The organism is Nonomuraea sp. B5E05 (assembly GCF_039880665.1).
Classification (GTDB): Bacteria; Actinomycetota; Actinomycetes; order Streptosporangiales; family Streptosporangiaceae; genus Nonomuraea.
Genome location: NZ_JBDPMJ010000011.1, coordinates 152,171 through 173,172 on the forward strand (window position 1 = coordinate 152,171; position 21,002 = coordinate 173,172).

A 21,002-nucleotide genomic window follows, 5' to 3' on the forward strand; every position below is an offset into this window, starting at 1 on the left:
GCGAAGGCTCCGGCGGGGATGGGAGACGTTCATGCGTGTGGGACTGTTCGGGCTGGGTCGGATCGGGGCCTTCCACGCCGCGACCATGGCCGCCCATCCGCTGGTGGACGAGCTGATCGTGGCCGATCCCGTGCGGACGTCCCCGTACGGCAGGCCGGGAGACCCCTTCGAGTCGGACGCCGTGGTCATCGCCACCCCGACCAGCACCCACGCCGAGCTGATCGTCCGAGCCTGCGCACTCGGCATCCCGGTGCTCTGCGAGAAACCGGTCGCGGGCACGGTGGGCGAAACCGTCAAGGTGCTGGAGGCCCGCGCGGGCAACCGGGTGCACGTCGGGTTCCAGCGCCGGTTCGACCCCGGGTACGCGGCCGCCGCGCGGGCCGTGCGCGACGGCGAGCTGGGCGACCTGCACCGAATCCACCTGGTCACGGCCGACCCCGCGCCGCCGCCCGCCGCGTACGTCCCGCTGTCCGGGGGCATCTTCCGCGACTGCCACGTCCACGACTTCGACGCCCTGCGCTGGGTGACCGGCCGCGAGGTGGTGTCCGTCTACGCGCGAGGCGCCAACCGGGGCGCCGCGTTCTTCGCCGAGGCGGGCGACGTGGACACCAGCGCCGCGCTGCTCACGCTGGACGACGGCACGCTGGCCACCCTGCAGGGCTCGCGCTACAACGGCGGCGGGTACGACGTGCGCATGGAACTCGCGGGCACCCGCCGCACCCAGGCGATCGGGCTCGGCCCGCGCGCCCCGCTCCACACGACCGAGGACAAGCGGGAACCGGACGATCCCTGGCCCGACTTCGTGACCCGCTTCGCGACCGCGTACCGCGACGAGATCGACTGCTTCCTCCGCGGCGGCCAGGGCCTCTGCTCGATCGAGGACGCGCTGGAGGCCCTGTACGTCGCCGAGGCCGCCGACCTGTCGCTGCGCGAAGGCCGTCCCGTCGACGTGGCGGAGGCGCGGCGATGAAGCTCGCGGGAGCCCCCATCTCGTGGGGCGTGTGCGAGGTCCCCGGCTGGGGCCACCAACTTCCGCCCGACCGGGTGTTGTCCGAGATGCGCGAGCTCGGCCTCACCGCGACCGAGCTGGGCCCTCAGGGTTTCCTGACACCCGGTCTCATCGAGCGGTACGGCCTGCGCCTGGCCGGCGCCTTCGTGCCCGTCGTGCTCCACGACCCGGGCCACGACCCCCTTCCGGGTCTGCCGGAGGACGGGCTGCTCGTGCTGGCCGCCGCCACGGGCGACGACGGCTACGACACGCGCCCCGAGCTCGACGCCGCCGGCTGGGCCACGCTGCTGGGCAACCTCGACCGGATCGTCGCCGCGCTCGGCCCTCGATCGGTCCTGCACCCGCACGTGGGCACCATGGTCGAGACCCGGGCCGAGGTCGAGCGGGTGCTCGAGGGCAGCTCGGTGCCGCTCTGCCTGGACACCGGCCACCTGCTGGTCGGCGGCACCGACCCGGCCGCCCTGGTCGAGGCGGCCGCGTCGCGGATCGCGCACGTGCATCTCAAGGACGTCGACGCCCGCCTCGCCGCCCAGGTCGCCGCCGGGACGCTGCCCTACACGCGGGCGGTGCGCGAGGGCGTCTACCGCCCGCTCGGCCAGGGCGACGTGGACATCGAGGCCATCATCACCGGCCTGACCAGGAGCGGCTACGACGGCTGGTACGTCATGGAGCAGGACGTCATCCTGTCCGGCCCTGACGACCGGCCGATCGAGGACGTGCGGCGGAGCCTCGCCTACCTCAACGGGGTGATGGGCGCGGGCTGACCGGTGCGGCTCCTTGGCTCGAATCCGGGCGCGAGCACGATGATCGCGGCGGCCAGCACCAGCGGCGCGGCGAACGCCACCCGCATGTCCGCGGCGTCCGCGATGCCGCCCACCAGGGCCGCGCCCACGATGAAGCCGACGTAGTTGAAGAGGTTCACCCTGGCGATGGCGACCCCGGTGCCCGACGGGTCGAGCCGGCCGGCCGCCGAGAACGACTGCGGCGCCACCACCGACAACCCCACCCCGGTCAACCCGAACGCCGCGATGCCGAGCGGCTGGTTCGGGGCCAGGACGACGCCGAGGAAGCCGGCAGTGGCGATCACGCCGCCGATCCTGACGATGGCGGCGGGGCCGTACCTGCGGACGGCGAGGTCGCCGCCGAGCCTGACGGCCAGCGTGGTCGCCTGGTAGGCCACGTAGGCCAGCGGGATCACGCGCGGGCCCGCCGCCAGCACGTCCTTCATGAACACGGTGTTGAAGTTGGACACGGCGGCGTCGCCGACGTACAGGAAGCCCATGGCCAGGCAGAGGGGGACGATCGGCCGCCAGGGGAAACGGCCGGGGATGGTCCCTGGGGCGGCCGCGACCTTCTCCTCGTCCGGCGCGTACAGGCCGCGGCCCGCGTAGAGGGAGCCGGCCAGCGCGAACACCATCGGGATCGCCATGATGAGCGGCAGCGGGAGATCGGCGGCCACCGACGCCCATAACGCTCCGGCCATGCCGAACGCGCTCCACACGCAGTGGAAGCCGTTGAGCACCTGGACGCCGTACCTGCGCTCGACCGCCACGCCCTGCATGTTGATCCCCGCGTCGACCGCGCCCACGGCCACGCCGAACACCAGCAGCACCGGCACCAGCAGCGGCACGCTCGGCGCGAGCCCGGCCAGCACCACGGCGGCGGCCACCACCGGCTGGGCGACCCGCAGCAGGACCCTGCTGCCGTGGCGGGCGGCGAACGCGCCCGCCGCCACGCTGCCGACCCCCGCGAAGACGGGAACGATCAGCAGGAGGAGCGTCAGCGTGCCCTCGTCGAGCTCGTGCTTGTCCTGCAGGGCGGCGACCTGGATGAGGAGCGAGGCGAACGACAGGCCCTGCACGGCGTAGACGACGTACGTGGCGAGCCGGGCCTGGCGATCACGCGAGGACGGCACGGCGGCCTCCTGATCGGGGGGTGGATCAAACGTGAGGCGGAGTCAGGTTAGCCGCAGAACCAGCCGTTCCGCCAGCACGCAGACCGGGTTTCAGCGACGGGTTCCCCGGCGTGGCCGCCCACACGCCGAGCGCCAGCAGCGCCGCCACCTCCGTGACGGCCAGGCCGCGCTCCACCAGCCCGAGAGGCATGACCCGATACCACGGCAGGCCGCTGCGCGTGCCGATGAACACCATCGTGGCGATGCCCGCCACCCACAACACCGAGCACACCCCGAGCCCGAACGCCACCAGCGTGGCCCGCGACCGCACGCGGCGCCACGGCCCGGTGATGAGCACGACCGCCAGCGGCAGGCACAGGAAGGCCAAGAAACTGCCCACCCGGTGGATGCTCCCGCTCACGCTCGGCCCCACCGACCAGTCGTGTTTCTCGAACCAGGCCGTCATGAACAGGCCGACGCTCCACCCCATGAGCGCCACGGTGCCGAGAACACCCGCCAGTTTCCTGCGCGCCAGCGACACCCCGATGCCCACGGACCCCGCCGCCAGCAGACCCACGGCGAACCCGAAGATCCAGCCGCCGGGGCCCAGGCCGTGCTCGCTGATGGTCCGCCTGATCGGGTTCATCTCGTCGAGGCTGGACAGCTCCAGGCCGAGGATGACCGCAATGCCCGCGCCTGCCGCGCCGAGACCCCACCGCGCCGGTTGATGCACGCGCACACACCTCCTACGCCGGATCAACGGTCGGGGACGCGCACGGATTCCGCACGGGGTGTACTTCTCGCGGCTCCTCCCGGGAGGCTGCCTTCCGCCACGCCGAGACGAACGAGGACCTGGCCGAGGAGATCGTCGCCTCCCCGGCGCGAATCGGCTGACGCGGACCGGTTCGGGACGAGCGCATCCGGCGAGGGCCAGATATCGTCAGAAGTGTGAACGAACGCGCTGGATCGTGGTTGCCCAAGCTGCAGGAAGTGGGAGAGCGGCTGGCCGAGGAGTGGGTGTCGGCACGCCACCCGCCGGCGTCCGGCGACGCACCGCAGCCGCACGAGCTACGCGCGTCCGACGCCGACCGGGAGCGCATCGCCCAGGTCCTCCAGGACGCCCACGCCGACGGCCGGCTCTCCCTGGAGGAGCTGGAGGAACGGCTCGGCGTGCTCTACTCCTCGCGCACGCTCGGCGAGCTGGCCTCGCTCACCGCCGACCTGCTGCCCGCCGAGGAGCAGCCGCTCAACCTCGACGGCCGTCCGGTGTCGGCCATCTTCAAGAAGGAGCAGCGCGGCGGGCGCTGGGTGGTGCCCGCCGAGGTCGCCGTGACGGCCATGTTCGGCACGACCAAGCTCGACTTCCGTGACGCGATCCTGCAGAACCGGCGGATCATCATTAACGCGACCCTCGTCTTCGGCGGGCTGGAGATCCACGTCCCCGAAGGGCTCGAGGTGATCAGGGTCGCCAGGGACAAGACCGTGCGGCTGACCAAGCAGCCGACCGAGCCGGGCGGGCCCGTCGTCGAGGTGCGCACGACCAACTTCGCCGGCGAGGTCAAGGTCAAGGAGCCACCCCGCCGCAAGCGCCGCCGCTGACCGCGCCCCGTCGGCGCCGGGCCCGCCGCCTCAGCCCGCGGTGTCGAAGTTGATCGCGCTGTACGCCCGCAGCTTCCAGAGCTGGTGCTCGCTCTCGATCTTGCGGATCGTCCCCGACCGGCCGCGCATGACCAGCGATTCCGTCACCGCCGAGCCGGCCCTGAACCGCACACCCTGCATGAGCTCGCCGTGCGTGATGCCGGTCGCCGCGAAGAACACGTCGTCCGACCTGACCAGATCGTTGGTGGTGAGCACCTGCCCGAGATCGTGCCCGGCGTCGACCGCCTTGCTCCGCTCGGCGTCGTCGCGGGGCCAGAGCCGGCCCTGGATCACGCCGCCCAGGCACTTGAGCGCGCACGCCGCCACGATGCCCTCGGGTGTGCCGCCGATGCCCAGCATCAGGTCGATGTTCGTACCGGAACGGGCCGCCATGATCGCGCCGGCCACGTCGCCGTCGGTGATGAACTTGATCCGCGCGCCCGTCTCCCTGATCTCCTTGACCAGCCGCTCGTGCCTGGGCCGGTCGAGCACCACCACGGTCACGTCGGACGGCGAGCAGTGCTTGGCCTTGGCCACCGCGTTGATGTTCGCGGACACGGGGGCCTCGATGTCGACCACGCCGGCCGCCTCCGGCCCGGTGACCAGCTTCTCCATGTAGAACACCGCCGACGGGTCGTACATCGAGCCGCGCTCGCTCACCGCGATCACCGACACCGCGTCGGGCATGCCCAGCGCCGTCAGCCTGGTGCCGTCGATGGGGTCGACGGCCACGTCGCAGGCGGGGCCGCTGCCGGCGCCGACCTGCTCGCCGTTGAACAACATCGGGGCGTGGTCCTTCTCGCCCTCGCCGATGACCACCACGCCGTTCATCGACACCGTGTTGATCAGCTGGCGCATGGCGTTCACCGCCGCGCCGTCGGCGCCGTTCTTGTCTCCCCGGCCCACCCAGCGGGCCGCCGCCATCGCGGCGGCCTCCGTGACCCGGACGAGCTCCATCGCCAGGTTGCGATCGGGGGCGTGCTCGCCCGTGGCGAGCTGGGCCGGTACGGACGTCTCGTCGGACATGATGCGTGGCCTCCTCGTGGAACCTGTATGTCGATCGTAGTTGCCGCCATATTCCCGCTCAGGGCGGGATAATCTGCCCTGTCGACATTGCTTCTCTGCCCAGAAGCGGCGAGAAGGCGACCTCGGTAAGCTTCGACTGGTCGCCCTGCCTGTCGGAGAACGGGTCCCGCGCTGGAGATCCCGCCTCCGCCGTGGAGCAGGATGGCGCCTCGCCGTGGAGGAGATCCGAATGAGCGATGTGGAAAACGTGATGGCCCAGTCGCGCACGTCCGAGCGGGGCGCGGCCACACGCAGCTCACTGCTGGCCGCAGCCAGGGAGGTCTTCGTCTCCAAGGGCTTCGCGGAGGCGGGCGTGACCGACGTGGTGGCCAAGGCGGAGGCCAGCGTGGGCAGCCTCTACCACCACTTCTCCGGCAAGGCCGACCTCTACCTCACGTTGTGGGAGGAGTTCCAGGCCGGGCTGTCGCAGCGCACCAAGCTGGCCGCCCGCGCGGCCCGCGCCGACGGCGAGACCGACCCGATGCGCGTGTTCGTCAGCGCCGCCCGCGCCTATCTGGAGGGCTGCCTGGAGGAGCGCGAGCTGGCCGCGCTCTTCCTGCGCGGCGACGGCCCGCCCGGCTTCGACGTCATCATGCGCGACCGGCTCCGCAAGTGGGCCCAGCTCAACGCCACCCTGTTCGAGGACGAAGGCGCGCTGGTCGTGGTGATCACGGGGGCGCTGGCCGCGGCCGTGTCGGAGGTCGTACGGTCAGGCGACCGCGGCCTGGCCGAGGAAGCCCTCGCCATCATCGGCCAGATCCGCCCGGCCACTTCGGCGACCGCCTCGTCCAGCGGGTAATCTCGCAAGGTGTGCGACGGTTCACCGAAGGTTTCTACGGCTACGCGGTAGCCCTGCTGGTCTGCGTGGTGGGAGCCGGGGTGTTCCTGCTGGTCACCCCGCAGAGCCGCGATGAGCACATCCCGCGGGTCGACTACTCCATCACCGTCGCCAACTTCGGCCATGAGGTGCCCTACGGCGTGTGGGCGCCGCGGAACGACCCGGCCGGATGGGTGCCCAACAGCAACCGGATCGCCGCGGGCACGGGCGGCGCCAAGGTCCTCTACCTCGGTTACGCCACCGCCGAGCGGGAGCACGCGATGTTCGCGCAGAGCGACGAGAAGCCGCCCGCCGGGTTCGCGAGCCGCATGGCCAACAGCGACAAGGCCGTGGGCACGCAGCAGATCGGCGGGGTCACGTGGGAGCGCCGCTTCCGCGAGGACAAGAACCAGCGCACCCTGGTGCGGATCCTGCCCGACGTGACCCTGGTGATCACCGGCACCGCCGGCTGGCCCGAGCTGGCCGAGCTGGCCGCCCTCCTCCAGCAGCGCCCCCAGGGCTGACCTCGCGCCCCGCCCGGGCATGCCCTGCCGCTCGCGTACGGGTACGCGCCTGCGCCCGGCCACGCGCCGTCGCGTCTAGGGTGGGTGCCGTGGCAGACGAGAAGGCACCCTCATATGAGCAGGCCCGCGAGGAGCTGACCGAGGTGGTGCGCCGCCTGGAGACCGGCGGGCTCACCCTGGAGCAGTCGATCGAGCTCTGGGAGCGGGGCGAGAAGCTGGCCGCCGTCTGCGAGGAGTGGCTGCAGGGGGCACGGGTCAAGCTCGCCGCGGCCATGGCCCGCCGCTCCGATCCCACGTCGGACGACGCGGGCGACGCCCCGTTCTGACCCGCGCGCGTCGAGCGACGCGAGCGACGCCCCCCTTGTGCCCGACCGCCGTAAGGCTCGTGCGGCCGGGCCGGCGCTTTCCGCCTGCGGCGGGGTCCGTAGCCGTTCCTGCCGCGGCCGGTCCCGGGCCTGGTGGCCGGTCGCGGTTCAGGAGCGTCAGGAGCCGGCGGTTTCGAGGACGACCACCGGGATGCGGCGGGTGGTCTTGGCTTCGTATTCGGCGAACTGGGGTGCCTGCGCCACCATCCGAGCGTAGAGCCGGTCGCGTTCCTCGCCCTCCACGGCGACGGCCCTGGCCTCGAACGTGTCCACGCCGACCTCGATGGTGGCCTTGGGGGTGGCGCGCAGGTTGTGGTACCACGCCGGGTGCTTGTCGGCGCCGCCGGCGGACGCGATGACGACGTGGCGGTCACCGTCCGGCAGGTACATCAACGGGGTGGTGCTCTGCTTGCCGCTCCTGGCTCCCGTGGTGGTGAGCAGCAGCAGCGGCGCCCCCTCGAACATGCCCCCGACCCGCCCCTCGTTGGCGCGGAACTCGTCTATGACCTGCTGGTTGAAATCCTGCATCACGGCTCCTCAGGGAATCGGAGAAATCTCCGGTTCGAAGATTAATCGGAGAGTTCTCCGTTTACAAGCTGTATGCTCCCCCCGTGTGCGGACGCCGAACCTTGCCCGTGATCGGGCAACCCCAGCCGGAACGGGCCGACGCCGCCCGTAACCGACGGAAGATCATCGAGGTGGCCGCCAGGATGATCGCCGAGCACGGCGCGGACGACATCTCTCTCGACGAGGTGGCCCGCGTCGCCGGCGTCGGGGTCGGCACGGTCTACCGGCGCTTCGGCGACCGCGCCGGGCTGGTCCTGGCCCTGATCGACGACCAGGAGCGGCAGTTCCAGGAGGCCTTCCTCGCCGGCCCGCCGCCGCTCGGGCCCGGCGCCCCCGCCGCCGAACGGATCACCGCGTTCCTGGGCGCTCTGGTCGACCGGGTCGTGGCCCAGCAAGGGCTGTTCGTGCAGCTGGACAAGTGCGGCAAGACCCTCCGGTACGGCGGGCCGTACCGGGTGTACCACGTCCACCTGGCCACGCTGCTCGTCCAGGCCTGCCCGAAGGCCGACCCGGCGTTCCTGGCCGACGCGCTCCTCGCGCCCGTCAACGCCCGCCTGATCGCCTTCCAGCAGGAGGAGCGCGGCATGACGATCGAGGAGATCAAGGCCGGCCTGGCCCGGCTGGCCACCGTGGTCACCTGCGGCTACAACGTCCCGCCCGGAGGCAGCCGGCGGTAGCCGGCCGGCCTCCCGGGCCGGTTGGCACAGTCGGGCGCGTACACCCGCACACCCGCCCCCAGCAGCCGCAGCACGTCAGCGTGGGCGCCGTGCTCGTGCGTGACCAGGACCGCGTCCGCGCCGTCCAGAGCGGAGGGCTCGCTCCACGTCCCCGGGTCGATGACCAGCCTGCGCCCTTCATGCTCCACGCGTACGCAGGCGTGCGTGAACTTCGTGACCTTCATTCGCCGGACCTGAGATCATCGGGCTCCTCGGTGCGCACGGTCAGGCGGTCGTCCGTGAGGCGGATCGTCAGCACGGTGCCCGGGGAGACGTCCTTCGCCCGGCGTACCACGTCACCGGACGGGTGCTGCACGATGGCGTAGCCGCGCTCCAAGGTGGCGGCCGGCGACAGGGCGATCAGCCGGGCACGCAGGTGGGTGAGGTCGTCGGACGCCCGGTCGAGCGAACCGGTCAACGACCGTCTGGCGCGCTCGCGCAGCGCGTCCACCTGCTCGGCCCTGCGTTCGAGCTCGCGTACGGGATCGGCCAGCGACGGCCGCGACCGTACGGACGTCAGCCATGACATCTCGCGGTCGAGCCAGCCGCTCAGCACCCGCCGGCCCCGGTCGCGCAGCTGGCGCACCAGCGTGAGCTGCTCGCCGACGTCGGGCACGACCTTCTTGGCCGCGTCGGTGGGGGTGGACGCGCGTACGTCGGCCACCAGGTCGAGCAGCGGGCTGTCCTGCTCGTGGCCGATCGCGCTCACCACAGGGGTGCGGCAGGAGGCCACGGAGCGCACGAGCGTCTCGTCGGAGAACGGCAGCAGGTCCTCCAGCGAGCCGCCGCCCCGGGCGATGACGATCACGTCGACCGAGGAGTCGGCGTCGAGCCTGCCCAGCGCCTCGGTCACCTCGCCCACCGCGTACGGCCCCTGGACGGCCACCTCCTCGACCTTGAACCGCACGGCCGGCCAGCGCCTGCGGGAGTTCTCCAGCACGTCGCGCTCGGCCGCCGAGTCGCGGCCGCAGATGAGCCCGATCGTGCCGGGCAGGAAGGGCAGCCGCCGCTTCCTGTCGGCGTTGAACAGCCCTTCGGCGGCCAGCAACTGCCTGAGGCGTTCGAGCCTGGCGAGCAGCTCGCCCACGCCGACCGGGCGGATCTCCATCGCGGTGAAGGCGAACGATCCTCTGTTGACCCAGAAGTCGGGCTTGACGTGCACGACCACCCTGGCGCCGTCGGCCGGTCTCGGCATGGCCGCCTCATAGACCCCCCGGGGGGCGGTGACCCTGGCCGACACGTTGGCGACCGGGTCGCGCAGGGTCATGAACACCGTGCCGCCGCGGGCGCTCAGGTCGGTGATCTGGCCCTCGACCCAGACGGTGCCGAGCCTGCCGATCCAGCCGCCCACCATCTGCAGGACAGTGCGGATCGGCAAGGGTGACTCGGGCGAGGTCTTCGAGGTCATGTCGGAAGACTACGCGGGCTTCCCCACGGGCCGGAGGCTTCTTCCCCGCTACTCGCCGGCCTGCAGCTTGGCGAGGCGGTTCTCGAACATGCGGATGACCTCGGCCCTGGCCGTCGTCGCCCGCTCGTAGGCCAGGAAGGCGCTGATCTGCTCGGCGGTCTTTCCGCGCATCCTCGCGCGCAGGGAGGCGACGGTCAGCTCCGCGTAGCCGGGCAGCGGCTCGGCCAGGTCGGTCGGCACGGCCGTCACGGGCTCGGGAGCCGCGGCCGGCTCCGTGGACGCCGCCGGCTCCGGCGCTGCGGCGGGCTCCTTGGCGGCGGACTTCCTGGCGGCGGGCTTCCTCGCGGCCTTGGGCTTGGCCTGCGTCGCCTTCGGCTTCGCGGCAGGCTTGGCGGGCTCCGCGGCGACGGCCCCCTCCGCGACGGCGGGCTCCTCCGTGACCGCCGGCTTGTCCGCGACGGCGGGCTCCGCGGCCTCGGGCGTGGCGGGCGCTGCCGCTGCCTCCGCGGTCTTGGCTTCGGCGGACTTGACCTCCGGAGCCTTCGCCTCCGCGGTCTTGGCTTCGGCGAGCTTCGCCTCCGCAGGCTTCGCCTCCGCGGGCTTGGTCTCCGCGGCCTTACCTGTGGGCGCGGCGGGCTCGGCGGTGGCGGGCTCCGTCTTGCCGGCCGGGGCGAAGATGACCGGGTCGGGCCTGCTCTTGCCGCTGCCGTTCGGCTCGGCGGCCCCCGGGCGAGGGGCGAAGATGACCGGCTCCTTGCGGGCGGGCTTCTCCTCGTCCTCCGCGGCGGGCGCGGCGAGCTGGTCGGCGGCGGGGCGGGAGTCCTGCTCCTCCTTGTCGCCCGACCCCCTGATGGAGTTTTTCACCCGGTCGACGAGCAGCATCGCCTGCCCGGCGGCGCTGAGCGCGGTCTGGGCGACGAGAAGCGGCAGATCCTTGGCCTTCTCCTTGAGCTCGTCCTTGTTGGTAACAGTTTTGGCGATGTTGCGTATCACGTCGCTGAGGGACATGTACGTCTCCCTGGGAGGTCAGTATTGAACGGCCAGTGTGGCAAACCGCGGGCGGCCACGCACGCGCGGGCCTACTGGCCGCTCCACGTAGCATAAGAAGTATGGAGCCCCAGACCCCCACTTCCCGCCGAGTCCTCGTAGCGAAACCACGTGGCTACTGCGCCGGAGTCGATCGAGCCGTGGTAGCGGTCGAGAAGGCTTTGGAGCAATATGGTGCGCCGATCTACGTGCGCAAGCAGATCGTCCACAACACCCACGTCGTCAAGACGCTCGAGGCCAGGGGCGCCATCTTCGTCGAGGAGACCGAGGAGGTGCCGGAGGGCGAGATCGTCGTGTTCTCCGCCCACGGCGTCGCGCCCGTCGTGCACGAGGAGGCCAGAGCCCGCCGGCTGCGCACCATCGACGCCACCTGCCCGCTGGTCACCAAGGTGCACAACGAGGCGAAGCGGTTCGCGGGTCAGGACTACGACATTCTGCTGATCGGGCACGAGGGCCACGAGGAGGTCGAGGGCACCTCCGGCGAGGCGCCCGACAACATCCAGCTGGTCGACGGGCTCGACGCGGTCGACAAGGTGCAGGTGAAAGACCCGAGCAAGCTCGTGTGGCTGTCGCAGACCACGCTGTCGGTCGACGAGACCACCGAGACGGTCGCCCGGCTCAAGGAGCGTTTTCCCACGCTGATCGACCCGCCGAGCGACGACATCTGCTACGCCACCCAGAACCGGCAGGTCGCGGTCAAGGAGATCGCCGCCGACTCGCAGCTGGTCATCGTGGTCGGCTCGGAGAACTCCTCCAACTCCAAGCGGCTGGTCGAGGTGGCGAAAGACTACGGCGCCGAGGCCGCCTACCTCGTCGACGACGCCACGTTCATCCGCGACGAGTGGCTCGACGGCGTCACCACGGTCGGTGTGACCAGCGGCGCGTCCGTTCCAGAAGAGCTCGTGGAAGGGGTGCTGGCGCGGCTGGCCGAGCACGGGTTCGGCGACGTGACGGAGGTGGAGCCGGTCGACGAGCGCATGCGCTTCGCCCTGCCCCACGAGCTGCGCAAGGACCTGCGGGCCTCCTGACGCGGGCGGTCGATGATCGTCCGCCCCGAACCGGGCGGTCGTCTCGTGACGTCCGGGGCGTCATCGCGCGTTCTGCTCGTGCCATGGCGCCCGGAGCACCCGGTGGCGGCCGGTCTCAGTCGTCGCCGCGCGGCGTGCCGTACACCTTCGGCTCGAAGTAGCCCTCCGGCTCGGGCACGAACGGCTGGCGCGGCCGCGGCACCTCCGCGCCGGCCTTCAGCTCCTCGCGCAGGTCGCGTACGTTGTCCCGCAGCCCGCGCCGCCACGCGACGCCCAGCACGGCGGCCGAGCCGGCGAACAACCACGGCGCCCCCTGCGTCAGCGACGTGTAGAGCCCGAGCGCCAGCGACTGCACGATCGACACCGAGCCGAACGCCCGCCCGAGCTCGACGAAGAGCGTGGCGCAGAAGAACACCAGCGGTGGCGTCACCACCAGCGACAGCAGCTCGCGCCGGTTGACCAGCAGCACGCCCAGCAGGCTGGCCAGGACGAACGCACCGCCCACCAGGTGGGGGACGTCGAGCAGGGCGGTCAGCACGTAGCCCGCGAGGGTGGCGACCAGGGAGAGCGCGATGGCGCCGCGCGCGGTCAGCTTGACCGCCGAACGCCTGCCTTTCCCGGCCACTGGCCCACCCCCGTCTACTGCGACCCGTTGGCCAACTTACCGTTCGGGTGCGAAATCAGTGACGAGGTTGGCTGAGAAGCGGTTTCGAGCAGCTCGGGTGAGGCGAGGGGCCTGGGCAGCCCTTCGAGCATCTCGGGGGAGTCGAGGTCGCCGTCGACGACGCCCAGATCGTGCAGCTTGCGCGCGGTGACCAGCACGCGGCTTTCGAGCGATCCGACCGACTTGTTGTACGCCTCCACGGCCCGCGTCAGCGCCCTGCCGAGCGAGTCGACGTTCCTGCCCAGGGTCGAGAGCCGTTCGTACAGTTCCTTGCCCAGCTCGAACACCGCCCGTGCGTTCTCGCTGAGCGCCGCCTGCTGCCAGGCGTAGTGCGCGGTGCGCAACATCGTGATCAGGGTCGTCGGCGTGGCGATGTGCACCCGCCGCGTCATGGCGTATTCCAGCAGCCCGGGGTCGCGTTCGAGAGCGGGCGCCAGGAACGCCTCGCCGGGGATGAACAGCACGACGAACTCCGGCGACGGGTTGAACCCCTGCCAGTAGGACTTGGCGGCCAGCCGGTCGATGTGCTCGCGCACGTGCCTGGCGTGCGCGTCGAGCCGGACCGTGGCGAGCGACTCGTCGGACGCCTCCGCGGCCTCCAGGTAGGCCGCCAGCGACACCTTGGAGTCGACCACGATGTTCTTGCCGCCGGCGAGCCTGACGACCATGTCGGGCCGCATGGAGCCCTCGGCGACCTGTTCGTCGAAGTCGCAGTAGCGCTGCATCCCGGCGATCTCGGCGACCCTGCGCAGCTGGAGCTCACCCCACCGGCCGCGTGCCTCGGGCCGCTGCAGGGCCCTGACCAGGGCGGTGGTCTGGGAGCGCAGCTGCTCGTGGCTCTGGCGTACGAACTCCATCTGCTTGGCCAGCTCCGCACGCGCGGCGCGCTGGCCCGACTCGGTGTCGCGCAGCTGCGACTCGACCCGGGACAGCGCGTCCTTCAGCGGCTCGACCAGGTGCTCGACGGCCTGCCTGCGCTGCTCCAGGTCGCCGGTGGCCTCGGCGCGGCTGGCGGCGAGCCTGGTCTCGGCCAGCTCCAGGAAGCGCACGTTGTTGACGTCGAGCGCGCGCGTGGACAGGGCCTGGAAACGTTCGGCGAGCTGCTCCTCGACGTAGACCAGCTTCTCCGCGGCGGACCTCGCCCGCGCGTCGGCCTCGGCCACCCGCACCGCCGCTCGTGTCCTGGCGACGAGGAAACCGATGAGCAGCCCGACGGCGAGACCTGTGAGAAGCGAGATGACATCCACTTCATCGATGATTGCAGGACTCCCGGGCGCGGATCTCCCCGACACGCTTGGGCGTTCCGCTTGTGCGCCGAGACTCTCGTCGCCGAGAGTAGTGGAATGGACACGCTCGCGAAGCAGGTGGTGGTGGGCGTCTCGGTGGCGGTGGCGCTGGTCGCGCTGGCCGGGGCCGTCATCGCCGGCGCGGGGAAGAGCTCCCGGCCCGAGCGGACGCCCGGGCCTGCCGCGCTGCGCTGGTCGCCGGGCGCGTGCGTCACCGGCGACTTCGCGCTGACCCCGTGCAACGGCGGTGTCTCCGAGGTGGTGGCCATCGCTCCCGACCCGCCGGGTCCTGGTGACTGCCCTGAGGACACCGACGACGTCCTGCGCGTCGGGCCGGGCCGTACGGCGTGCGTACGCAACTTCCTCGACCCGCACCCCGGAGCCCCCGGCGGTGGCGGCGGACTGCTCAGGGCGGGCGACTGCGTGGCGCACGACGGTCGCGAGCGGCCGTGCGCCCGGCCCGGCTGGTACGGCAGAGCCGTCGCGGTCACGCCGGACGCCGCCGCCTGCCCCGAGGACACCCTGGACACCCTCGGCAGCGGCTCCAGGACGATCTGCCTGGGCCCTGGCGGACAGGTGCTCGACCGGGGCGCGTGCGTGGCGCGGCCGCCGAGCCGGGTGGCCGACCGCTCGGACGTCACCCGGGTGGCCTGCGGCTCGGCCCGGGCGTGGGCCAGGGTGCTGTCGTCCGAGACGGCCGCGCGGAACTGCCCGGCGCGCTCCGAGCGTTACCTGCGCTCGGCCTCCGCCCCGCGCCCGGTGACCTGTCTCGATGTGCTGAGCAAGTAAACTCGACGTCCGTGAGTCTCTCCATCGGCATCGTCGGCCTGCCCAACGTCGGCAAGTCCACGCTCTTCAACGCGCTGACCAAGTCCGGCAACGCGCTCGCCGCGAACTATCCGTTCGCCACGATCGAGCCCAACGTGGGCATCGTGGGCGTGCCCGACGACCGCCTGCCCAAGCTGGCCGAGATCTTCGGCTCGGCCCGCATCCTGCCCGCCAAGGTCGAGTTCGTCGACATCGCTGGGCTGGTCAAGGGGGCTTCCGAGGGGCAGGGAAGGGGCAACCAGTTCCTCGCCAACATCCGCGACACCGACGCGATCTGCCAGGTCATCCGGGTCTTCAACGACCCCGACGTCACCCACGTCGACGGCGAGATCTCTCCCAAGCGCGACATCGAGACCATCAACACCGAGTTGATCATGGCCGACCTGCAGACGGTCGAGAAGGCCGTCCCGCGCCTGCAGAAGGAGGCGCGCAACAACAAGGACAAGAAGGTCGCGCTCGAGGCCGCGGAGGGCGCCCTGAGGGTGCTGGAGACCGGCAAGACCATCTTCGAGAGCGGTCTCGACCGCGACGAGCTGCGCGAGCTGCACCTGCTGACGGCCAAGCCCTTCCTGTACGTGTTCAACCTCGACTCCGACGAGCTGACCGACGCGGCGCTCAGGGAGCAGCTGTCCACGCTGGTCGCGCCGGCCGAGGCCGTCTTCCTCGACGCCAAGATCGAGTCCGAGCTGGTCGAGCTCGACGAGGAGGAGGCACTCGAGCTGCTGCAGTCGGTCGGTCAGGAGGAGTCGGGCCTGCGCCAGCTGGCCAGGGTCGGCTTCGAGACGCTCGGCCTGCAGACCTATCTGACGGCGGGCCCGAAGGAGACCAGGGCCTGGACGATCAGCAAGGGCGCCACGGCGCCGGAGGCGGCCGGCGTGATCCACACCGACTTCCAGCGCGGCTTCATCAAGGCCGAGATCGTCTCCTTCGACGAGCTGGTCGAGGCGGGCTCCATCGCCAACGCCAGGGCCGCGGGCAAGGCCCGCATCGAGGGCAAGGACTACGTCATGCGCGACGGTGACGTGGTGGAGTTCCGCTTCAACGTCTGACCGGACGGTCCCGGGAAAGGAATGGACGTCTGATCCCGGGACGACTGATGCGTCAACCTCCGCGGGCGTCCGCGCGTCGAATCGTCACGGCGTTCACGCTGACTCGGGAGACCCTCATGATCCGTCGCATCATCCGGAAACGACGCCCCGCACCGACGCTCACGGGCATCAGCCTCGAGGAGGAACTGGCCCTGATCAGGGTCGAGCTCATGTACGGCCTGCGTGTCAACCGCGAGGCGTACCTCCGCAGGAAGGTCGACGAGCGCAACGAGATGGTGACCCGCATGCGCGAGCAGGGCCCCGCGGGCATGCTGGCCGATCTCCGGGGCTCCCTGGAGCGGGCGGTGCAGCCGACGGTCGTCGACCTGGAGAGCAGGCGCCGGTCGCACTCGTCTCAGGACCCTGAGCCCGCCTGACGCTCCGCCTCCGTTCGTGACCTATGCCGAATCCGCAGGTCGCGAGAGTCCTTGCGCGATTTGGACAGGAATCCGTGGCCGCCACGCTATGCGTTTTTAGGCGTTTGGCCTGGTCAAAAGCCGTTTACACCGGGAACTCACTGGAATCGGGTCTGGGGCCTGTCATGAGGGCCCGGTTTGCCGTGAGGACGGTCATGCCGCAGCATGGGCGTGGCTTTCCTGGAACAATGGCGGAGACCGGATAGGGTGACTACTTCACCGCGGATGATGGGGATCGGCAACGGACGACACCGCGCCAGCCGGGGGGATCGGCGCGAGCGGAGGCGTGATGGCTCGTAGGTCTACCGTCCAGCACGATCCTCGGATCGCTGGCGAGCCCGAGCTTTCCGCGCGCCTCGACACGGACGACTTCGACGCGCCGCCGCCCCGCCGGCCCCGGCGCGGCGGCTGGTCGGGCGGCGGCGGACGGTGGCTGGTGTGGACCGGCCGCATCATTCTCTGGGCACTTATTGTGGTTGTCGTGGTGAATGGGATTCGTGCCCCATTTGAGAGGTTTACCCAGCAAGAGGTTGCCGCGCCCAATGGTGCGGCGCAGGAGCACCATGGATTCCCCGCCGAGCGTGGCATGGCATTCGCCGCCCAGTTCGCGGGCGTCTACCTGAATTTCAACCCCGACGACGCGGCGAGCAGGTCCAGCAAACTCGCCGCGTTCCTGGCCCAGGGCATGGACCCGCAAATGGGCTGGGACGGCTTCGGCAAGCTGGCGGCCGTCGCCATCCAGGCCTACGACATCGAGGCGGGCGACGCCCACAACGCGGTGGTGAGCGTGGCCTTCCAGACCGGCCCGCGCAGGATGATGTTGTCGGTCCCGATCTACTTCTCCGGCGACGACGCCGGAGAAAGGTTCGTCGTCTCAGGGCGTCCGGCGATCCTGCCCGCCCCGGCCCCGGCCGACCTCCCCCAGGTGGCCAAGCCCGAAACAGACGACGCGGCGGCGGCCGAGCTCAAGCCGCAGCTGGAGGGCTTCTTCAAGGACTACGCCGACGGTGACGCCGCCGGGCTGCAGCGCTACGTCGCCGCAGGCAAGAGCCTGCCGAGCTTCGGTGGCGCCTTCACCTTCGCAGAGCTCAAGGAAGTCGTGGTGCCTGTGGGGGGTGCCACCAGAGAGATCCAGGCGGTGGTGGTGTGGACCGTCCCCAACGGCGACGTCCCGCCCACTCCCGACTCCACCGACCCAGCGACGGCCGGCGGGCGTCTGGAACAGGCCTATCGCCTGACCGTCGAGAAGCAGGGCGACAAGTGGTTCGTCGCCGATATTCGCGGCGCCGGCCGGGTCGCTGATTAGGGCATGGCCACGCTGCTGATCGGTACCCCCCGGGAGGACAAGAAGTGACCTATAAGACCGTACTGCTCACCTTGATCGAGATGACGCCGACACCGGTGTCGACCGGCATCGACACCGGAGGGCTCGCCGACTTCCTGCGCGCGTTCTTCGCGCCGCTGTTCCTGGTCGTCGTCTCCGTGGTCGCGCTGTTCTTCCTCTTCACCCGCGAGATCACGCGGTTCGTGCAGTTCCTCATCCTGGCCGTGGCCATCGGAGTGATCTTCTACGTTCCCAACATCATCGAGGTGACGGCGAAGGCGATCGCCGGCGCACTGGGCATCACGTAAGGGTTGAGACCGCTCCCCGGCGGTCATGAACGAGCGGGCGAGAGGAGGGCCGTGTGGACCTGCCCACGTACACGAACATCTGGCGGATAGAGAAGCGGCTTTACAAGCTGTACGACCTGCGCCTGCCGATGCCGCTGCCGATCGTCTGGATCGGCGTCTTCGTCGGGGTGTTCGTTCCGTGGTCGCTCCTGCTGGTCCTGGTGGGCGTGCCGGTGGAGATGCCGTGGCACGTGCTGTTCCTCGTCCCGCCCGGGATCGTCACGTGGTTGTCCACCCGTCCCGTCATCGAGGGCAAGCGGCTCAACGAGCTGCTCGAGTCCCAGCTCCGCTACCTCGGCCAGCCCAGAGCCTGGTACCGCCTCGCGCCCGGCGCCGAGCCCGAGACCGTCATGTTCTCCGCTCGCGTCTGGCGCGCCACCCCCGCCAGGGTCAAGGCGAAGAAGCCGCGCAAGGCCCGCCAGGCGCAGCGCAGGCGCGAGGGCCAGCGGATCACCGGGCCTCGCCAGGTGCGGCCCGCCGTGGCCGCCGCCGCTGCCGCCGCCGCGCAGGCCCCGGTGGGCGAGCAGTCCGGCGCGCGTCCCGGCTGGGGCACGCGCCGCGGCACCGCGCCGGCGCTCAAGGCCCAGGCACACCAGGCGCCCCCCTCCCCGGCACGCGGCAGCGCGGGAGGCGCGATCCGGCGCGAGAAGGGGCTCTCAGGCGGCGCTGAACGCCGCCACGACCGCTCGCCCGTGCCGTCCGCGGGCTCCGGCGCGCGGGAGCCCGGTGACAGGCGTACATCGTTCGGCGAGACGGACGCCGAAGCGCGGGCCGCGCGGGACGCGGTCGTGCCGATCAAGACGGCGGAGAGCCGCAAGCCCGTCGCAGGGAAGCCGATCGACACCGAGGCGCTGCGGAGGTTGAGAAGACTCGCGGCGAGCGCCGACGCGCCCGACGCGCCCGCCGGGACGCCGGAGCCCGCACCGGCCGAGCGCCCCCGCGACGGTACGCGCCACGATGCTCGCGACGGTGCGCGCCACGACGGGGGGCAGCGGCGGGACGACGGGCGGCACGAGGACGAGGTCGCACGCGATCAGCACAGGAAGGGGCAGCCGCCCCGCCTGGGGCCGGCCCTGGTGCTGACGGGCACGCAACGGATCTGGCCGCCGCTCAACCCCGACGCCAAGCCCCTTCCCCGCCCCGCCACCCCCACAGAAGCCACCTCCACGGGAGCCACTCCCGCAGGAGCCACCCCCACGAACGACCGCGCGGCAGCCACCTCCACGGGAGCCACTCCCGCAGGAGACGGCCGCACGGGGGCCGCTCCGGTCGGAGACGACCGCACGGGAGCCACTCCCACGGGGGTTGTTCCCGCGGGAGACGACCGCGCGGGAGCCTCCGCCACAGAGGACGACCGCGCCGAAGCAGTCCCTACCGCGCCCGACACGTCGAGGGCCGACGACGTTCCCTCGGCCGGTGCCGGTGCCGGTGCCGGGGACGGGGCTGAGGTTGTCGATGTTCCCCCTGCCGGTGACGCGGCTGGGGCCGTGGACGCGCCGTCGGACGCCGAAGAGGCGGGCAGCCCCTCGCAGGGTGCCGTCGCGAGGGGATCAGGCGAGGGCACCCCGGCTGCGGTCCCGCCGGGAGCGGGTGGCGCCGCGCAGGACGTGCCTGACGCCGTCAGCGTCGAGTCCACGGGTGCTCCGGACGAAGAGGCGGGTAACACCTCCGGCCAGGTCGCGGACATACGGGAAGCGCCAGGCACCCCGCGGCCCTCGACGCGGGGCCAGGCGGCGAGCCGTCGTGTGCGGCCGACGCTGGTCCCGGTCGACGGGTCCGGACCGGGCCGGACGACCGGCGAAGGCCGCGACACGCCCCCACGCGCTACGGCCGGCGACCGTGACGCGGCAGGAGACCGTGACGCTCGGGTGGCTGGTGGACGCGGCGGTCCGGGTGCTGCGGGGCGGGAGGCGCCGCCGTTGCGGAGCGAACCCGGCCGGGGCGGCGAGCTGGTGCCACCGGTGCCCGGACCGCGTCCGGGTGAGGGCCGGGTGCGCCGGGTCGAGTCGGTGGTCGGGCGCGACTCCGGCGGGTGGCGGCGGATCGCCCAGGTGGTCGTCGGCGGGGGTGGTGTACGCACCGACGGGTCCGAGATCGACGAGGCCAGGGCGAGGGGCGTGTTCAGCGGCAGCCGCAGGGTCGTCGTGCTGGGCTGCACCGGCGGCGCCGGGCAGAGCACGACCGCGCTCATGCTCGGCCACACGTTCGCCCGCTACCGCGACGACAGGGTGGTGGCCGTCGACGCCAACACCGGCGGCAGCACCCTGACCAGCAAGATCGAGCTGGAGACCCCCGAGACGCTCACCTCGTTGTTGTCCGGTCTCGACCGGGTCAGCGGCTACCTCGCCATGCGCGGATACACCACCAGGACGGCCTCCGGGCTCGAGGTGATCAGCGCGGACACCGACGCCGGCGCCGAGCAGCGCCTGGCGGACCGGTCCCTCTTCTCCGACCACCGGCTGGGCGAGTCGATGCGCCTGCTGGACCGCCACTACAAGCTGGCCATCGTCGACCCGGCGGCGGCGCTGGCGGCGCGGGTCCTGCCGTACGCCGACCAACTGGTGCTCGTGGTCCCGGCGAGCGAGGAGGCGTCCGAGGCGGTGGCGATGACGTACGAGTGGCTCGACGGGCACGGCTGCGCGGAGCTGCGCAGGCGTGCGGTGATGGTCGTGAACGGCGTGAGCAGGCGTTCGATGGCCGACGTCGAGCAGGCGGAGGCGGTGGCCAGAGGCAGGTGCCGGGCCATCGTCAGGGTTCCCTGGGAGGACGATCTGGCGCCCGGCGGTGCGGAGGTCGTCGACCCCGGGCAGTTGCGCGCGGCCGGGCGGCGGGCCTACCTCGCCCTCGCGGGCGTGGTGATAGCGGGCTTCGCGGCACAGGCACAGACCGTCCGACCGAGCGAGGAGGAGTTGGCCAGTGACCCCCCGGGCACGAGAATCGGTGAGCGATAAGTGAACAAGCGAGCAGGCCT

Annotated in this window: 23 protein-coding genes; 14 read left to right on the forward strand and 9 right to left on the reverse strand. The window is 71.6% G+C overall.

Annotation, left to right across the window (positions count from 1 at the left end):
• Window positions 1-31 precede the first annotated feature (31 nt).
• Both ABGB01_RS21935 and ABGB01_RS21940 read left to right on the forward strand, forming a co-directional pair.
• Window positions 32-970 (forward strand): Gfo/Idh/MocA family oxidoreductase, encoded by a 939-nt coding sequence (locus tag ABGB01_RS21935; RefSeq protein ID WP_347775402.1) that lies wholly within the window; start codon window positions 32-34, stop codon window positions 968-970.
• Window positions 967-1,773 carry a TIM barrel protein gene (locus ABGB01_RS21940; protein WP_347775403.1) on the forward strand — a complete coding sequence of 269 codons (807 nt, stop codon included), beginning with the start codon at window positions 967-969 and terminating at the stop codon, window positions 1,771-1,773. The genes ABGB01_RS21935 and ABGB01_RS21940 overlap by 4 nt, the downstream gene beginning before the upstream one ends.
• Here ABGB01_RS21940 and ABGB01_RS21945 read toward each other — a convergent pair.
• Both ABGB01_RS21945 and ABGB01_RS21950 read right to left on the reverse strand, forming a co-directional pair.
• On the reverse strand, window positions 1,743-2,924 hold the full coding sequence (locus ABGB01_RS21945) for an MFS transporter (RefSeq protein ID WP_347775404.1): 1,182 nt from the start codon (window positions 2,922-2,924) through the stop codon (window positions 1,743-1,745). The two genes, ABGB01_RS21940 and ABGB01_RS21945, sit on opposite strands and share 31 nt — an antisense overlap.
• A 25-nt stretch (window positions 2,925-2,949) precedes the next feature.
• Window positions 2,950-3,636 carry a DUF998 domain-containing protein gene (locus tag ABGB01_RS21950; RefSeq protein WP_347775405.1) on the reverse strand — a complete coding sequence of 229 codons (687 nt, stop codon included), beginning with the start codon at window positions 3,634-3,636 and terminating at the stop codon, window positions 2,950-2,952.
• 215 nt (window positions 3,637-3,851) lie between these two features.
• On the opposite strand from ABGB01_RS21950, the gene ABGB01_RS21955 reads away from it, so the two are divergent.
• Window positions 3,852-4,502, forward strand: coding sequence for a DUF1707 domain-containing protein (locus tag ABGB01_RS21955; protein ID WP_347775406.1), 651 nt, complete (start codon window positions 3,852-3,854; stop codon window positions 4,500-4,502).
• Between the two features lie 30 nt (window positions 4,503-4,532).
• Here ABGB01_RS21955 and glpX read toward each other — a convergent pair whose 3' ends face one another.
• Window positions 4,533-5,567 carry a class II fructose-bisphosphatase gene (glpX, locus tag ABGB01_RS21960; protein WP_347775407.1) on the reverse strand — a complete coding sequence of 345 codons (1,035 nt, stop codon included), beginning with the start codon at window positions 5,565-5,567 and terminating at the stop codon, window positions 4,533-4,535.
• A 229-nt stretch (window positions 5,568-5,796) separates the two neighbouring features.
• Here glpX and ABGB01_RS21965 point away from each other — a divergent pair, with 229 nt between their 5' ends.
• The 3 genes from ABGB01_RS21965 to ABGB01_RS21975 all read left to right on the forward strand — a co-directional run bounded on the left by ABGB01_RS21965 (window position 5,797) and on the right by ABGB01_RS21975 (window position 7,273).
• On the forward strand, window positions 5,797-6,405 hold the full coding sequence (locus ABGB01_RS21965) for a TetR/AcrR family transcriptional regulator (RefSeq protein ID WP_347775408.1): 609 nt from the start codon (window positions 5,797-5,799) through the stop codon (window positions 6,403-6,405).
• Between the two features lie 11 nt (window positions 6,406-6,416).
• Complete coding sequence (locus ABGB01_RS21970) at window positions 6,417-6,947, forward strand: DUF4245 domain-containing protein (RefSeq protein ID WP_347775409.1); 531 nt, start codon at window positions 6,417-6,419, stop codon at window positions 6,945-6,947.
• A gap of 89 nt (window positions 6,948-7,036) precedes the next feature.
• Window positions 7,037-7,273, forward strand: a complete 237-nt coding sequence (locus tag ABGB01_RS21975; RefSeq protein ID WP_132512172.1) for an exodeoxyribonuclease VII small subunit — start codon at window positions 7,037-7,039, stop codon at window positions 7,271-7,273.
• 156 nt (window positions 7,274-7,429) lie between these two features.
• Here ABGB01_RS21975 and ABGB01_RS21980 read toward each other — a convergent pair whose 3' ends face one another.
• On the reverse strand, window positions 7,430-7,840 hold the full coding sequence (locus ABGB01_RS21980) for a nitroreductase family deazaflavin-dependent oxidoreductase (protein ID WP_347775410.1): 411 nt from the start codon (window positions 7,838-7,840) through the stop codon (window positions 7,430-7,432).
• Window positions 7,841-7,923: 83 nt separating this feature from the next.
• Here ABGB01_RS21980 and ABGB01_RS21985 point away from each other — a divergent pair, with 83 nt between their 5' ends.
• On the forward strand, window positions 7,924-8,556 hold the full coding sequence (locus ABGB01_RS21985) for a TetR/AcrR family transcriptional regulator (protein WP_347775411.1): 633 nt from the start codon (window positions 7,924-7,926) through the stop codon (window positions 8,554-8,556).
• Here the strand turns inward: ABGB01_RS21985 and ABGB01_RS21990 are convergent.
• Genes ABGB01_RS21990 through ABGB01_RS22000 form a run of 3 tightly spaced genes read right to left on the reverse strand, consistent with a single transcriptional unit; the run spans window position 8,523 to window position 11,011 of the window.
• On the reverse strand, window positions 8,523-8,780 hold the full coding sequence (locus ABGB01_RS21990; protein ID WP_347775412.1) for an MBL fold metallo-hydrolase: 258 nt from the start codon (window positions 8,778-8,780) through the stop codon (window positions 8,523-8,525). The genes ABGB01_RS21985 and ABGB01_RS21990 overlap by 34 nt on opposite strands.
• A complete protein-coding gene (xseA, locus tag ABGB01_RS21995) occupies window positions 8,777-10,003 on the reverse strand; it encodes an exodeoxyribonuclease VII large subunit (protein ID WP_347775413.1) in 1,227 nt (408 codons plus the stop codon). Before xseA ends, ABGB01_RS21990 begins: the two co-directional genes overlap by 4 nt.
• 48 nt (window positions 10,004-10,051) lie before the next feature.
• On the reverse strand, window positions 10,052-11,011 hold the full coding sequence (locus tag ABGB01_RS22000; protein ID WP_347775414.1) for a hypothetical protein: 960 nt from the start codon (window positions 11,009-11,011) through the stop codon (window positions 10,052-10,054).
• A 101-nt stretch (window positions 11,012-11,112) separates the two neighbouring features.
• On the opposite strand from ABGB01_RS22000, the gene ABGB01_RS22005 reads away from it, so the two are divergent.
• Window positions 11,113-12,078 carry a 4-hydroxy-3-methylbut-2-enyl diphosphate reductase gene (locus tag ABGB01_RS22005; RefSeq protein ID WP_347775415.1) on the forward strand — a complete coding sequence of 322 codons (966 nt, stop codon included), beginning with the start codon at window positions 11,113-11,115 and terminating at the stop codon, window positions 12,076-12,078.
• A 115-nt stretch (window positions 12,079-12,193) separates the two neighbouring features.
• Here ABGB01_RS22005 and ABGB01_RS22010 read toward each other — a convergent pair whose 3' ends face one another.
• Both ABGB01_RS22010 and rmuC read right to left on the reverse strand, forming a co-directional pair.
• Window positions 12,194-12,703, reverse strand: a complete 510-nt coding sequence (locus ABGB01_RS22010) for a DUF6542 domain-containing protein (RefSeq protein WP_347775416.1) — start codon at window positions 12,701-12,703, stop codon at window positions 12,194-12,196.
• Between the two features lie 14 nt (window positions 12,704-12,717).
• The gene (rmuC, locus tag ABGB01_RS22015; RefSeq protein ID WP_347646462.1) at window positions 12,718-13,998 is read right to left on the reverse strand and encodes a DNA recombination protein RmuC; all 1,281 of its coding nucleotides are present in this window, start codon (window positions 13,996-13,998) and stop codon (window positions 12,718-12,720) included.
• Window positions 13,999-14,085: 87 nt separating this feature from the next.
• On the opposite strand from rmuC, the gene ABGB01_RS22020 reads away from it, so the two are divergent.
• The 6 genes from ABGB01_RS22020 to ABGB01_RS22045 all read left to right on the forward strand — a co-directional run bounded on the left by ABGB01_RS22020 (window position 14,086) and on the right by ABGB01_RS22045 (window position 20,982).
• Window positions 14,086-14,817 carry a hypothetical protein gene (locus tag ABGB01_RS22020; RefSeq protein ID WP_347775417.1) on the forward strand — a complete coding sequence of 244 codons (732 nt, stop codon included), beginning with the start codon at window positions 14,086-14,088 and terminating at the stop codon, window positions 14,815-14,817.
• Window positions 14,818-14,828: 11 nt separating this feature from the next.
• Window positions 14,829-15,905, forward strand: coding sequence for a redox-regulated ATPase YchF (gene ychF, locus ABGB01_RS22025; protein ID WP_347775418.1), 1,077 nt, complete (start codon window positions 14,829-14,831; stop codon window positions 15,903-15,905).
• A gap of 116 nt (window positions 15,906-16,021) precedes the next feature.
• On the forward strand, window positions 16,022-16,321 hold the full coding sequence (locus ABGB01_RS22030; protein WP_347775419.1) for a hypothetical protein: 300 nt from the start codon (window positions 16,022-16,024) through the stop codon (window positions 16,319-16,321).
• Window positions 16,322-16,946: 625 nt separating this feature from the next.
• Window positions 16,947-17,666: a conjugal transfer protein gene (locus ABGB01_RS22035; RefSeq protein ID WP_347775420.1), complete on the forward strand. Its 720-nt coding sequence runs from the start codon at window positions 16,947-16,949 to the stop codon at window positions 17,664-17,666.
• A gap of 80 nt (window positions 17,667-17,746) precedes the next feature.
• On the forward strand, window positions 17,747-17,992 hold the full coding sequence (locus ABGB01_RS22040) for a hypothetical protein (protein ID WP_246091063.1): 246 nt from the start codon (window positions 17,747-17,749) through the stop codon (window positions 17,990-17,992).
• A gap of 53 nt (window positions 17,993-18,045) precedes the next feature.
• Window positions 18,046-20,982 (forward strand): TcpE family conjugal transfer membrane protein, encoded by a 2,937-nt coding sequence (locus ABGB01_RS22045; protein WP_347775421.1) that lies wholly within the window; start codon window positions 18,046-18,048, stop codon window positions 20,980-20,982.
• Window positions 20,983-21,002: the final 20 nt, after the last annotated feature.

What these genes read in the sequence shown, in the direction of transcription:
- ABGB01_RS21935 (WP_347775402.1), top strand. Translation starts at nt 32, where the DNA reads ATGCGTGTGGGACTGTTCGGGCTGGGTCGGATCGGGGCCTTCCACGCC.
- ABGB01_RS21940 (WP_347775403.1), top strand. Translation starts at nt 967, where the DNA reads ATGAAGCTCGCGGGAGCCCCCATCTCGTGGGGCGTGTGCGAGGTCCCC.
- glpX (WP_347775407.1), bottom strand. Translation starts at nt 5,567, where the DNA reads ATGTCCGACGAGACGTCCGTACCGGCCCAGCTCGCCACGGGCGAGCAC.
- ABGB01_RS21965 (WP_347775408.1), top strand. Translation starts at nt 5,797, where the DNA reads ATGAGCGATGTGGAAAACGTGATGGCCCAGTCGCGCACGTCCGAGCGG.
- ABGB01_RS21980 (WP_347775410.1), bottom strand. Translation starts at nt 7,840, where the DNA reads ATGCAGGATTTCAACCAGCAGGTCATAGACGAGTTCCGCGCCAACGAG.
- ABGB01_RS21990 (WP_347775412.1), bottom strand. Translation starts at nt 8,780, where the DNA reads ATGAAGGTCACGAAGTTCACGCACGCCTGCGTACGCGTGGAGCATGAA.
- xseA (WP_347775413.1), bottom strand. Translation starts at nt 10,003, where the DNA reads ATGACCTCGAAGACCTCGCCCGAGTCACCCTTGCCGATCCGCACTGTC.
- ABGB01_RS22000 (WP_347775414.1), bottom strand. Translation starts at nt 11,011, where the DNA reads ATGTCCCTCAGCGACGTGATACGCAACATCGCCAAAACTGTTACCAAC.
- ABGB01_RS22005 (WP_347775415.1), top strand. Translation starts at nt 11,113, where the DNA reads ATGGAGCCCCAGACCCCCACTTCCCGCCGAGTCCTCGTAGCGAAACCA.
- ABGB01_RS22020 (WP_347775417.1), top strand. Translation starts at nt 14,086, where the DNA reads ATGGACACGCTCGCGAAGCAGGTGGTGGTGGGCGTCTCGGTGGCGGTG.
- ABGB01_RS22030 (WP_347775419.1), top strand. Translation starts at nt 16,022, where the DNA reads ATGATCCGTCGCATCATCCGGAAACGACGCCCCGCACCGACGCTCACG.
- ABGB01_RS22035 (WP_347775420.1), top strand. Translation starts at nt 16,947, where the DNA reads ATGGCATTCGCCGCCCAGTTCGCGGGCGTCTACCTGAATTTCAACCCC.
- ABGB01_RS22040 (WP_246091063.1), top strand. Translation starts at nt 17,747, where the DNA reads ATGACGCCGACACCGGTGTCGACCGGCATCGACACCGGAGGGCTCGCC.